The organism is Burkholderia sp. BCC1977, from assembly GCF_905339595.1.
Taxonomy (GTDB): domain Bacteria; phylum Pseudomonadota; class Gammaproteobacteria; order Burkholderiales; family Burkholderiaceae; genus Burkholderia.
In genome coordinates this window covers 39,050-51,498 of the sequence record NZ_CAJPGQ010000020.1, presented here as the reverse complement: position 1 = coordinate 51,498, position 12,449 = coordinate 39,050, and the positions used below count along the sequence as shown (strand labels likewise).

The 12,449-nt window shown below is 65.6% G+C and carries 9 protein-coding genes; all 9 read left to right on the top strand.

Annotation, left to right across the window (positions count from 1 at the left end):
- Positions 1 to 10: 10 nt before the first annotated feature.
- The 9 genes from U5771_RS18030 to rsmG all read left to right on the top strand — a co-directional run bounded on the left by U5771_RS18030 (position 11) and on the right by rsmG (position 12,430).
- Positions 11 to 1,210, top strand: a complete 1,200-nt coding sequence (locus U5771_RS18030; protein WP_322025229.1) for an ABC transporter substrate-binding protein — start codon at positions 11 to 13, stop codon at positions 1,208 to 1,210.
- A 114-nt stretch (positions 1,211 to 1,324) separates the two neighbouring features.
- The gene (locus U5771_RS18025; RefSeq protein ID WP_322025228.1) at positions 1,325 to 2,209 is read left to right on the top strand and encodes a branched-chain amino acid ABC transporter permease; all 885 of its coding nucleotides are present in this window, start codon (positions 1,325 to 1,327) and stop codon (positions 2,207 to 2,209) included.
- Positions 2,209 to 3,183 carry a branched-chain amino acid ABC transporter permease gene (locus tag U5771_RS18020; protein WP_322025227.1) on the top strand — a complete coding sequence of 325 codons (975 nt, stop codon included), beginning with the start codon at positions 2,209 to 2,211 and terminating at the stop codon, positions 3,181 to 3,183. The genes U5771_RS18025 and U5771_RS18020 overlap by 1 nt, the downstream gene beginning before the upstream one ends.
- Before the next feature lie 1,138 nt (positions 3,184 to 4,321).
- Positions 4,322 to 5,479 carry an ABC transporter substrate-binding protein gene (locus tag U5771_RS18015; RefSeq protein ID WP_322025226.1) on the top strand — a complete coding sequence of 386 codons (1,158 nt, stop codon included), beginning with the start codon at positions 4,322 to 4,324 and terminating at the stop codon, positions 5,477 to 5,479.
- A 191-nt stretch (positions 5,480 to 5,670) separates the two neighbouring features.
- Positions 5,671 to 6,726, top strand: coding sequence for a branched-chain amino acid ABC transporter permease (locus U5771_RS18010; RefSeq protein WP_322025225.1), 1,056 nt, complete (start codon positions 5,671 to 5,673; stop codon positions 6,724 to 6,726).
- Positions 6,727 to 6,730: 4 nt separating this feature from the next.
- A complete protein-coding gene (locus U5771_RS18005; RefSeq protein WP_322025224.1) occupies positions 6,731 to 8,515 on the top strand; it encodes a branched-chain amino acid ABC transporter ATP-binding protein/permease in 1,785 nt (594 codons plus the stop codon).
- Positions 8,515 to 9,270, top strand: a complete 756-nt coding sequence (locus tag U5771_RS18000; RefSeq protein ID WP_322025223.1) for an ABC transporter ATP-binding protein — start codon at positions 8,515 to 8,517, stop codon at positions 9,268 to 9,270. The genes U5771_RS18005 and U5771_RS18000 overlap by 1 nt, the downstream gene beginning before the upstream one ends.
- Before the next feature lie 506 nt (positions 9,271 to 9,776).
- Entirely contained in the window at positions 9,777 to 11,747 is a 1,971-nt protein-coding gene (mnmG, locus tag U5771_RS17995; protein ID WP_322025222.1) for a tRNA uridine-5-carboxymethylaminomethyl(34) synthesis enzyme MnmG, read from the top strand.
- Entirely contained in the window at positions 11,744 to 12,430 is a 687-nt protein-coding gene (gene rsmG / locus U5771_RS17990; RefSeq protein ID WP_322025221.1) for a 16S rRNA (guanine(527)-N(7))-methyltransferase RsmG, read from the top strand. Before mnmG ends, rsmG begins: the two co-directional genes overlap by 4 nt.
- The last annotated feature ends 19 nt before the right edge of the window (positions 12,431 to 12,449 follow it).

Here is a 12,449-nt window from a genome sequence, read left to right as displayed (position 1 = left end):
GGAGACGTCAATGAAAATGAAGACCCTCGCACACGCGTGTCTGGCGGTCGCGACCGCAGCGTTCACCGCCGGCGCCGCACACGCCGCGGATAGCGTGAAGATCGGCTTCATCACCGACATGTCGGGGCTTTACGCGGACATCGACGGGCAGGGCGGCCTCGAGGCGATCCGGATGGCGGTCGCCGACTTCGGCGGCAAGGTGCTCGGCAAGCCGATCGAGGTCGTCTATGCCGACCACCAGAACAAGGCGGACATCGCCGCGTCGAAGGCGCGCGAATGGATGGACCGCGGCGGGCTCGACCTGCTGGTCGGCGGCACGAACTCCGCGACCGCGCTGTCGATGAACCAGGTCGCGGCCGAGAAGAAGAAGGTTTACATCAACATCGGCGCGGGCGCCGACACGCTGACCAACGAGCAGTGCACGCCGTACACGGTCCACTACGCGTACGACACGATGGCGCTCGCGAAGGGCACCGGCTCGGCGGTGGTGAAGCAGGGCGGCAAGAGCTGGTTCTTCCTGACCGCCGACTATGCATTCGGCAAGGCGCTCGAGAAGAACACGTCGGACGTCGTGAAGGCGAACGGCGGCCAGGTGCTCGGCACGGTGCGGCACCCGCTGTCGGCGTCGGACTTCTCGTCGTTCCTGCTGCAGGCGCAGTCGTCGAAGGCGCAGATCCTCGGCCTCGCGAACGCGGGCGGCGACACGATCAACGCGATCAAGGCCGCGAAGGAATTCGGCATCACCAAGACGATGAAGATCGCCGCGCTGCTGATGTTCATCAACGACGTGCACAGCCTCGGCCTCGAGACGACGCAGGGCCTCGTGCTGACCGACAGCTGGTACTGGAACCGCGACGCGGCGGCGCGCCAGTGGGCGCAGCGCTACTTCGGCAAGATGAAGAAGATGCCGTCGAGCCTGCAGGCGGCCGACTACTCGTCGGTGACGACCTACCTGAAGGCGGTGCAGGCGGCCGGCACGACCGACTCCGACAAGGTGATGGCCGAGCTGAAGAAGATGAAGATCAACGACTTCTACGCGAAGGGCTTCATCCGCCAGGACGGCAGCATGATCCACGACATGTACCTGATGGAAGTGAAGAAGCCGTCGGAATCGAAGGAGCCGTGGGACTACTACAAGGTGCTCGCGACGATTCCGGGCGACCAGGCGTTCACGACCAAGCAGGAGACGCGCTGCGCGATGTGGAAGTAAGCGCGGCGTGGCAGCGCGTGGCGGCGGCCGCAGCGATGTGCCCGCTGCGCCGCCCGCGCACGCGACGGCTTGGAAGTTGCATACGCAACGAAACTCATACTGACGGCTAAGTCGATGGAAATCTTTGGCATTCCGTTGCCGGCGATGCTGAGCCAGTTGCTGCTCGGGCTCGTCAACGGCTCGTTCTACGCGATCCTGAGCCTCGGGCTCGCCGTGATCTTCGGGCTGCTCAACGTGATCAACTTCGCGCACGGCGCGCTGTTCATGCTGGGCGCGATGCTCGCGTGGATGGGGCTGTCGTATTTCGGGTTGCCGTACTGGGCGATGCTCGCGCTCGCGCCGCTGATCGTCGGCGCGTTCGGGATCGTGATCGAGCGTTCGATGCTGCGCTGGCTCTACAAGCTCGATCACCTGTACGGGCTGCTGCTCACGTTCGGGCTCACGCTCGTCGTCGAAGGCGTGTTCCGCTCGATCTACGGGTCGTCCGGCCAGCCGTACGACGTGCCGTCGCAACTGTCCGGCGCGACCAATCTCGGCTTCATGTTCCTGCCGAACTACCGCGCGTGGGTGGTCGTCGCGTCGCTCGCGGTGTGTCTCGCGACATGGTTCGTGATCGAGAAGACGCGCCTGGGCGCCTATTTGCGCGCGGGCACCGAGAACCCGAAGCTCGTCGAGGCGTTCGGCGTGAACGTGCCGATGATGATCACGCTCACCTACGGCTTCGGTGTCGCGCTCGCGGCATTCGCGGGCGTGCTCGCCGCGCCGGTGATCCAGGTGTCGCCGCTGATGGGCCAGCCGATGATCATCACCGTGTTCGCGGTGGTCGTGATCGGCGGGATGGGTTCGATTCTCGGCTCGATCATCACCGGGCTGATGCTCGGCGTGATCGAAGGCTTCACGCGCGTGTTCTATCCGGAAGCGTCGGCCACGGTCGTGTTCGTGATCATGGCGATCGTGCTGCTGATCCGTCCGGCGGGCCTGTTCGGCAAGGAAAAATGATGCAGAGAAAAGTGCTCTACGGCGTGCTGCTCGCCGCACTGCTCGCCGCGCCGTTCATCGGCGCTTATCCGGTGTTCGTGATGAAGGTGCTCACGTTCGCGCTGTTCGCGGCCGCGTTCAACCTGCTGATCGGCTATACGGGGCTGCTGTCGTTCGGCCATGCGATGTTCCTCGCGACCGCCGGCTACGCGACCGGCTATGCGATCCAGACGCTCGGCTTCACGCCGGAGCTCGGCGTGCTCGTCGGCACCTTCGCCGCGACGCTGCTCGGGCTCGTCGTCGGCCTGTTCGCGATCCGCCGGCAGGGCATCTATTTCGCGATGATCACGCTCGCGTTCGCGCAAATGGTCTACTTCATCTACCTGCAGGCGCCGTTCACGCACGGCGAGGACGGCTTGCAGGGCGTGCCGCGCGGACACCTGTTCGGGCTCGTGGACCTGTCGAACGACGTCGCGCTCTACTACGTGGTGCTCGCGGTGATCGTCGCCGCGTGCGCGTTCATCGTGCGGATCGTGCACTCGCCGTTCGGCCAGGTGCTCGTCGCGATCAAGGAAAACGAGGCGCGCGCGATCTCGCTCGGCTACGACACCGACCGGTTCAAGCTGCTCGCGTTCATCCTGTCGGCCGGGCTCGCGGGGCTGGCCGGTTCGCTGAAGGTGCTGGTGCTCGGCTTCGAGACGCTGTCCGATGCGTACTGGACGATGTCGGGCCTCGTCGTGCTGATGACGCTCGTCGGCGGGATGGGCACGCTGTTCGGGCCGTTGCTCGGTGCGGCGCTGATCGTCGCGCTGGAGGACCGGCTCGGCGACATCGGCGAATGGATCGCGTCGCTGACGGGTATCGGCTGGTTCCGCTCGCTTGGCGAATCGGCGACGATCGTCACGGGGCTGATCTTCATCGCATGCGTGCTTGCGTTCCGGCGCGGGATCGTCGGCGAGATGGTCGCGCGGGTCAAGACGCTCAGGCCGTCCTGATTGCATCGCAACGGGGCGAGGCCCCACGTTGATGCGAAGCACCATCCGGCGCGGCCCGGAAGGGCGTTTCGGCGGCCTCGGGCCGGCGCCGCGCGGCAAGGCTGGCGCCCCATTTTCGTGCGGCGATGCACCATAGGGGTAAATGCTAAGTTGTCGCAGGGTGAAAGGTCCTTTAATCTTCGTTTCAGTTCTGATGCACCGCGAAACGAATTTGCAGGTGGAGAACGAGGAGACAATCGAGGCACAAAGTGCCCGGACCCCAAAGCGCTGTTGGACGGAATCCAACAGCGCTTTTTCATTTGTGTGCGCGAGTTTGCTTTGATGGTGCAGGCGCGTGGCGCCGTTTTCCTCGCGTCCGCGTCCTGCCTCGCTTCGCCCGCGTCTCACCCCGTCCCCCCGTTTTCATCCGTTCCTGCCGGTCGATCGCCGCCGGCGCGCAGCTGCATGCATGTCGTCCGGGCTTACCCGGTTGGCGTGCGCAAAAAGCGTCCGTTACACTCAGCTTTCGCCGACCGCACGGTCGGGAAAACGGTCGGCAGTTCTCCTACAAGCAAAATGCAGAAGAGGGAGTACGGTTGGATGAGAAGCGCGGGACGATGGATCGGGGCACGAGGGGCGGCTGGCGCCGCTCGTTCGGGGGCAGGGGGGCACGGGTATGCCCCGGCTTTCACGAGCCGTCCTGCGGCCGGTATGCGCGTGCGGGTGCGATTGGCCGGCGCGGCTGTTGCTCCGGTCGTTGCGTTCGCATCCGACGCGTCGTTCGGATTCCGGTTCGCATGAACGGTCGGGTTTCCGATCTTGCGCCGCCCGTGTGCGTGGCCGAATCCGGCCCGGCCGGCCGACTTTCCGGCGATCGTTGCATCCGCATCGATCGCCGCTCGCGCAACGCCGCCTTTCTCCGCTTCCTTCATCCTGACGACATTGCCGCCGCGCATCGTGGCGGTCGAACGACCGCTTTGGCGCGCGCCGCGGCGCGCGCGCGCGGTGTCGCCAGGGGCTCGGTTGCGGTGCCGGCGTTTCACGGGAAAACGAGCGTAGACGCGGTACGACGAGATAGTTAAGTTATTAACTTGTTTGAGGGCCGGGCGCCGCCCGAGCGACCCGCGGATTTTTCGAGCAGCGTTTGGAGACAACGTAAATGAAGATGAATCGATGGATGGAGGTTCTGCTTGCCGCGGGCCTCGTGTGTGCGGCGGCCACGGCGTCGGCGCAGGTGAAGATCGGCGTGACGCTGTCGGCTACCGGGCCGGCCGCCTCGCTCGGGATTCCGGAAAAGAACACGATTGCGCTGCTGCCGAAGGAAATCGCGGGCAAGAGCGTCCAGTACATCGTGCTCGACGATGCGTCCGACACGAGCCGCGCGGTGCAGAACGTGCGCAAGCTGATCGACGAGGATCACGTGGACGCAATCATCGGTTCGTCGGTCACGCCGAACTCGCTCGCGATGCTCGATCCGGTGTCGCAGGGCAAGACACCGACGATCTCGCTCGCGGCGAGCGCGCAGATCATCGCGCCGATGGACGCGAAGCGCGCGTGGATGTTCAAGGTGCCGCAGAACGACCAGCTGATGGCCGATGCGATCGCCGGCTACATGGCGAAGCATGGCGTGAAGACGGTCGGCTTCATCGGCTTCGCCGATGCGTACGGCGACAGCTGGTTCAACACGTTCAACGCGGCTGCCGCGAAGAACGGGCTGAAGGTCGTGTCGAACGAGCGCTTCAACCGCACCGACGCGTCGGTGATGGGGCAGGTGCTGAAGCTGATGGGCTCGAATCCCGACGCGGTGCTGATCGCCGGATCCGGCACGCCGGCCGCGCTGCCGGCCAAGACGCTGAAGGAGCGGGGCTACAAGGGCAAGGTGTACCAGACGCACGGCGTCGCGAACAACGACTTCCTGCGCGTGTGCGGCAAGGATTGCGAAGGCGAGATCCTGCCGGCCGGCCCGGTACTCGTGACCGACCAGTTGCCCGATTCGAATCCGGTGAAGAAGCCGGCGCTCGGCTACAAGGCCGCGTATGAAAAGGCGTACGGCGCGGGTTCGCTGGCGACCTTCGGCGGCCACGCGTGGGATGCGGGCCTGCTGCTGCAGCGTGCGATTCCCGACGCGCTGAAGAAGGGCCAGCCGGGCACCGAGGCGTTCCGCGAAGCGCTGCGCGCGTCGCTCGAGAGCGTGAAGGACCTGCCCGTGTCGCACGGCGTGATCAACATGACGCCGGCCGATCACAACGGCTTCGACACGCGGGCGCGCGTGATGGTGCAGATCGTCGACGGCAAGTGGAAGCTGCAGGCCGAGTAAGCATCACGTGAAACCGGCGGCGCGGCGCGAACGGCGCCGTGCGCGCCGTCGGCGGCGGGGCGGTCCGTGCCCGCGCGCCGCATGGAATTCCGGGAAGCCCGCAGCATGACGCCTGAGACCCCGGTCTTGCCGTCCGCGCGCGGGCCGTTCCCGTCGCCGTTTCTCCGCAGCATTCTCGATACACGACACGTATGGATCTCTCGATTGCGGCGATCCTCGCGCAAGACGGCATCACGACCGGCGCCATTTATGCATTGCTGTCGCTGGCGCTCGTGCTGGTGTTTTCCGTCACGCGGGTGATCTTCATTCCCCAGGGCGAGTTCGTCGCCTACGGTGCGCTCACGCTTGCGGCGTTGCAGGCGCAGAAATTTCCCGCCACCTGCTGGCTGCTGTTCGTGATGGGCATCGCGTGCTTCCTGCTGGAAGTCGGCGGCCTGATCCGCCATCGCGAACGCCGTCATCAGCTCGGCCGCACGCTCGCGACACTCGGCAGCCGCTACGTGCTGCTGCCGCTCGCGGTGTTCGCGATCACGCGCAGCTTTGCGGCGCAGCCGATGCCGATGCTCGCGCAGATCGCGCTGACGCTCGCGATCGTCGTGCCGATGGGGCCGTTCGTCTACCGGCTCGTCTATCAGCCGATCGCCGAAGGCACGACGCTGCTGCTGCTGATCGTGTCGGTCGCCGTCCATTTCGCGATGGTCGGCCTCGGGCTCGTGATGTTCGGCGCGGAAGGCTCGCGCACCAACGGCTTCGCGGATGCGTCGCTGTCGGTCGGCAGCATGACGGTGTCGGTGCAGAGCGTCCTCGTGGTCGTGACCGCGCTGGTGCTGATCGGTGCGCTCTACGTGTACTTCGGCCGCACGATCGCCGGCAAGGCGCTGCGCGCGACGTCGGTGAACCGGCTCGGCGCGCGGCTCGTCGGCATCGGCACGACCGAAGCAGGGCGGCTCGCATTCACGCTGGCGGCCGGGCTCGGCGTGCTGTCCGGCATCCTCGTCGGTCCGCTGACGACGATCTATTACGACTCCGGCTTCCTGATCGGCCTGAAGGGTTTCGTCGGCGCGATCATCGGCGGGCTGGTCAGTTATCCGCTCGCGGCCGCCGGCTCGCTGCTGGTCGGCGTGCTCGAATCGTATTCGTCGTTCTGGGCGAGCGCGTACAAGGAAGTGATCGTGTTCACGCTGATCATCCCGGTGCTGCTGTGGCGCAGTTTCGCGACGCCGCATGCGGAAGAGGAAGAGGAGTGACGCGATGAAGACGATGGTACGCAACAAGACCTTCTGCGTGTTTCTCGTGGTGCTGTTCGCGCTGCCGGTGCTGCCCGGCGCGCTGCAGGTGCCCGAATACTGGATCACGCTGCTGAACTACATCGGCCTCTACGCGATCGTCGCGATCGGGCTCGTGCTGCTGACCGGCGTCGGCGGGATGACGAGCTTCGGGCAGGCCGCGTTCGTCGGCATCGGCGCATATGCGACCGCGTTCCTGACCACGCGATACGGCGTGTCGCCGTGGCTCGCGCTGATCGTCGGCGTCGTGCTGACGGCGCTCGTCGCGCTCGTGCTCGGCGCGGTCACGATGCGCCTGTCCGGGCATTTCCTGCCGCTCGGCACGATTGCGTGGGGCCTCGCGCTGTTCTATCTGTTCGGCAACCTCGAACTGCTCGGCAAGTACGACGGGATCAACGGGATTCCGGCGCTCAACCTGTTCGGCGTCGAGCTCGGCAGCGGCCGCAGCCTGTACTTCCTGATCTGGGCCGTCGTGCTGGCCGCGATCGTGTCGGTGCAGAACCTGCTCAACAGCCGGCCCGGCCGCGCGATCCGCGCGCTGCGCGGCGGCGGGGTGATGGCCGAGGCGATGGGCGTGAACACCGCGTGGATGCGTGTCGTGATCTTCGTCTACGCGGCCGTGCTCGCGGCGGTATCGGGCTTCCTGTACGCGCACCTGCAGCGTGCGGTGAACCCGACCCCGTTCGGCCTGAACCACGGGATCGAATTCCTGTTCATGGCCGTGGTCGGCGGCGTGTCGCACGTATGGGGCGCGGTGCTCGGTGCGGCGATCCTCACCGTGCTGCAGGACTACCTGCAGACGCTGTTGCCGAAGCTGCTCGGCTCGGAAGGCAACTTCGAGATCATCGTGTTCGGCGTGCTGATGGTGTTGTTGCTGCAGTACGCGCGCCAGGGCGTGTGGCCGTTCGTCGCGAAGCTGTTTCCGCGCGGGCCGCGCGCACACGTGCCCGACCACGCCGATCCGCTGCCGCAGCGCGCGAAGCCGGTGGCGGGCGAGCCGCTGCTCGTCGTCGACAACGCGCGCAAGCAGTTCGGTGGCCTGGTGGCAGTCAACGACGTCAGCTTCGATGTGAAAGCGGGGCAGATCATCGGGCTGATCGGCCCGAACGGCGCCGGCAAGTCGACCACGTTCAACCTCGTGACCGGCGTGCTGCAGCCGACCGGCGGCACGATCACGTTCCGCGGCGAGCGGATCGACAGGCTCACGTCGCGCCAGATCGTGCGGCGCGGGATCGGCCGGACGTTCCAGCACGTGAAGCTGCTGCCGACGATGACGGTGCTCGAGAACGTCGCGATCGGTGCGCACCTGCGCGGCCATACGGGCGTGTGGCGCAGCATCGCGCGGCTCAACGCACACGAGGAAGCGCAGCTGCTGGCCGAAGCGGCACGGCAGATCCGCCGCGTCGGGCTGGAGAAGCACATGTACGACGAAGCGGGCAGCCTCGCGCTCGGCCAGCAGCGGATTCTCGAAATCGCGCGTGCGCTGTGCTGCGACCCGACGCTGCTGCTGCTCGACGAGCCGGCCGCGGGGCTGCGCTACCAGGAGAAGCAGCAACTCGCCGACCTGCTGCGGCGCCTGAAGGCCGAAGGGATGAGCGTGTTGCTCGTGGAACATGACATGGATTTCGTGATGAACCTCACCGACCGGCTGGTGGTGATGGAATTCGGCACGCGGATCGCGGAAGGGCTGCCACAGGATGTGCAGCAGGACCCGGCGGTGCTCGAAGCGTATCTGGGCGGGGTGGAGTGATGACGGACACGACGATGCCGATTCTCGAGGTGCGCGGACTGGCGGTGCGGTACGGGAAGGTCGAGGCGCTGCACGGTGCGGCGATCAAGGTCGGCGCAGGGCAGATCGTCAGCGTGATCGGCCCGAACGGGGCCGGCAAGTCGACGCTGCTGAACGCGATCATGGGCGCGTTGCCGGTGACCGGGCATGCGTCGGGCGCGGTCGTGTATCGCGGCAACGACGTGGGCGCGCTGCCGGTCGAGCAGCGCGTCGCGCGCGGAATGTGCCTCGTGCCGGAAAAGCGCGAGCTGTTCAGCACGATGACGGTCGAGGACAACCTCGTGCTGGGCGCGTATCGGCGTAAGCGCGCGGGCGAATCGAACTTCCTCGACCAGCTCGATCATGTGTTCGCGCTGTTTCCGCGGCTCAAGGAGCGGCGCAAGCAGGCGGCCGGCACGCTTTCGGGCGGCGAGCGGCAGATGCTCGCGGTGGGCCGTGCACTGATGGGCAAGCCCGACCTGCTGATGCTCGACGAACCGAGCCTCGGGCTGGCGCCGCTGATCGTGAAGGAGATCTTTCATATCATCAGCGCGTTGCGCGGCACAGGCGTCGCGACGCTGCTGATCGAGCAGAACGCGCGGGCCGCGCTGCAGATCTCGGACTACGGCTACGTGCTGGAGACGGGCGAGTTTGCGCTGGAAGGGCCGGCGGCCGAGCTGGCACAGAATCCGCGCGTGATCGAAACGTACCTGGGGCTGGCGAAGAAAACGGCTTGATGGTTGGGGCGGTTGGTGGGAAACGGGCGGCGTGTTTCACGTGAAACACGCCGTTTTTGTTTTCGGGAGGAGGGCGATGTGTCGGTGAATCGGGTGTGGGGATAAGTGCCGGAGCAACAAGCGGAAGCCCTGTGATGGAATAGGGGGCGCGTCACGCTGGGGTGCACCGAGTAATGAGCGTTGTATGCGCCGACAGTGCGTTGTCGCCCCGGGCCAGGCGGCACAGTGGATAAGTACCGGGCGATTGACCGGAAATACTGTGATGCTGTGGCTCACGAGCCACGTCCCGATCGCTGGTTTCGCACAGCTTGACGTTGTGTGTCGAGGCCGCGGCCGTGGCGCCGAAGCAGGTAGTACGGCACAGCTCGGCCGATCGGACGAAAAAACCGGTCAAATGAACGGACCCTACCATTCGGACGGTCTTCGGGTGAAAAGCGAACCCGCTATAATTCGGCCCATACATTTCTCAGATAGGTTCGTGCGCAGTCCTGCGCGCGGAATCCACCATGCTTTTTCCCACAGAATTTGACGTCATCGTCGTCGGTGGCGGGCACGCCGGCACGGAAGCCGCGTTGGCATCGGCCCGTATGGGTGCGAAGACGCTGCTGCTGACCCATAACATCGAAACGCTCGGGCAGATGAGCTGCAATCCGTCGATCGGCGGCATTGGCAAGGGCCATCTGGTCAAGGAAGTCGATGCGCTCGGCGGTGCGATGGCCGCCGCGACGGACGAGAGCGGTATTCAGTTCCGGATCCTCAATTCGTCGAAGGGTCCGGCCGTGCGCGCGACGCGTGCGCAGGCCGACCGCATCCTGTACAAGGCTGCGATCCGCCACCGGCTCGAGAACCAGCCGAACCTGTGGCTGTTCCAGCAGGCCGTCGACGACCTGATGGTCGAAGGCGACCGTGTGGTCGGCGCCGTCACGCAGATCGGCATCCGCTTCCGCGCACGTGCGGTGGTGCTGACGGCCGGTACCTTCCTCGACGGCAAGATCCACGTCGGCCTGAACAACTACACGGGCGGTCGCGCGGGCGATCCGGCGGCCGTGTCGCTGTCGGCGCGCCTGAAGGAGTTGAAGCTGCCGCAGGGGCGCCTGAAGACCGGTACGCCGCCGCGTATCGACGGCCGCTCGATCGACTTTTCGAAGCTGGACGAGCAGCCGGGCGACCTCGATCCGATCCCCGTGTTCTCATTCCTGGGCCGTGCGGAGCAGCATCCGCAGCAGTTGCCGTGCTGGGTCACGCATACGAACGAGCGCACGCACGACATCATTCGCGGCGGCCTCGACCGTTCGCCTATGTATACAGGCGTGATCGAAGGTGTCGGCCCGCGTTACTGCCCGTCGATCGAGGACAAGATCCACCGGTTCGCATCGAAGGAATCGCACCAGATCTTCCTCGAGCCGGAAGGGCTGACGACCAACGAGTTCTATCCGAACGGGATTTCGACGAGTTTGCCGTTCGACGTGCAGCTCGAGCTCGTGCATTCGATGCGCGGCCTCGAGAACGCGCACATCCTGCGTCCCGGCTACGCGATCGAGTACGACTACTTCGACCCGCGCGCGCTGAAGGCATCGCTCGAGACGAAGGCGATCAACGGGCTGTTTTTTGCGGGCCAGATCAACGGCACGACCGGCTATGAAGAAGCGGCCGCACAAGGCCTGCTGGCCGGCCTGAATGCAGGCCGCTACGTGCAGGAGAAGGACGCATGGTGCCCGCGTCGCGATCAGGCCTACCTTGGCGTGCTGGTCGACGACCTCGTCACGCGTGGCGTGGCCGAGCCGTACCGGATGTTCACGAGCCGTGCCGAGTACCGTCTGAGCCTCCGTGAAGACAATGCGGACATGCGCCTGACCGAAATCGGCCGCGAGCTGGGCCTGGTCGACGACGTGCGCTGGGATGCGTTCAGCCGGAAGCGCGACGCTGTTTCACGTGAAACCGAACGACTGAAATCGACGTGGGTCACGCCGAAGACGTTGCCGCCGGAAGAGGCGACCGCGTTGCTCGGCAAGGCGATCGATCACGAGTACAGCCTCGCGGAACTGCTGCGCCGCCCGGGTATCAGCTATGACGGCGTATGCGGCCTGAAGGGCGGCGAATGCGCGCCGACAGAGCCGCTGGCCGACGATCCGGTGCTGCTCGAGCAGATCAAGGAACAGGTCGAGATCGGCATCAAATATCAGGGCTATATCGAGCGTCAGGCGAGCGAGATCGAGCGCAACGATGCGAACGAGAATACGCGCCTGCCGGACGGTATCGACTATCGCGAGGTGCGCGGTCTGTCGTTCGAAGTGAGCCAGAAGCTCAACGAGTTCCGGCCGGAAACGATCGGCCAGGCATCGCGGATCTCGGGCGTCACGCCGGCTGCGATCTCGCTGCTGATGGTGCACCTGAAGCGTCGTGGCCTCGGCCGTCGTAACGGCACCGCCGCAGAGGCGACCGAGCAGGGGGACGGCACCGTCCCGACGCAACAATGACGGCGCGTCGCGCGCCGGCGGTTAATCGGGACGTACTTGAACAGATGCTCGTCGACGGCACGGCCGCGCTCGACATCGCATTGACGGGTGCACAACGCGACCAGCTGCTCGACTATGTCGCGCTGCTCGGCAAGTGGAACGCGGTCTACAACCTGACCGCGATCCGCGACCCGAAGCAGATGCTGATCCAGCACATTCTCGATTCGCTCTCCATCGTTCCGCATCTGCGCGACCGTGCATCGGCGCGCGTGCTCGACGTGGGTTCGGGTGGCGGGCTGCCCGGTATCGTGCTGGCGATCGTTCGGCCGGACTGGCAGGTCACGCTGAACGATATCGTGCAGAAAAAGTCTGCATTCCAGACGCAGATGCGTGCGGAGTTGAAGCTCGCGAACCTGTCGGTCGTCACCGGGCGGGTCGAATCGCTGCAGCCGGGTGTCGAAGTGCCGGAAAAATTCGACATGATCGTATCCCGCGCTTTCGCGGATCTATCCGACTTCGTTAAACTTGCTCGACATCTCGTCGCGCCCGGTGGATCGATCTGGGCAATGAAGGGTGTCCACCCGGACGACGAAATTGCACGGCTGCCGGAAGGCAGTCGCGTAAAGCAGACGATGCGGCTGGCGGTCCCGATGCTCGATGCCGAACGGCATCTGATCGAGGTCACCGTCGACGAGGCGAATTGAAGGCGTGCGGTAGCACGCC

Coding starts and splice junctions, on each gene's coding strand:
- U5771_RS18030 (WP_322025229.1), top strand. CDS start 11: ATGAAAATGAAGACCCTCGCACACGCGTGTCTGGCGGTCGCGACCGCA.
- U5771_RS18025 (WP_322025228.1), top strand. CDS start 1,325: ATGGAAATCTTTGGCATTCCGTTGCCGGCGATGCTGAGCCAGTTGCTG.
- U5771_RS18020 (WP_322025227.1), top strand. CDS start 2,209: ATGCAGAGAAAAGTGCTCTACGGCGTGCTGCTCGCCGCACTGCTCGCC.
- U5771_RS18015 (WP_322025226.1), top strand. CDS start 4,322: ATGAAGATGAATCGATGGATGGAGGTTCTGCTTGCCGCGGGCCTCGTG.
- U5771_RS18010 (WP_322025225.1), top strand. CDS start 5,671: ATGGATCTCTCGATTGCGGCGATCCTCGCGCAAGACGGCATCACGACC.
- U5771_RS18005 (WP_322025224.1), top strand. CDS start 6,731: ATGAAGACGATGGTACGCAACAAGACCTTCTGCGTGTTTCTCGTGGTG.
- U5771_RS18000 (WP_322025223.1), top strand. CDS start 8,515: ATGACGGACACGACGATGCCGATTCTCGAGGTGCGCGGACTGGCGGTG.
- mnmG (WP_322025222.1), top strand. CDS start 9,777: ATGCTTTTTCCCACAGAATTTGACGTCATCGTCGTCGGTGGCGGGCAC.
- rsmG (WP_322025221.1), top strand. CDS start 11,744: ATGACGGCGCGTCGCGCGCCGGCGGTTAATCGGGACGTACTTGAACAG.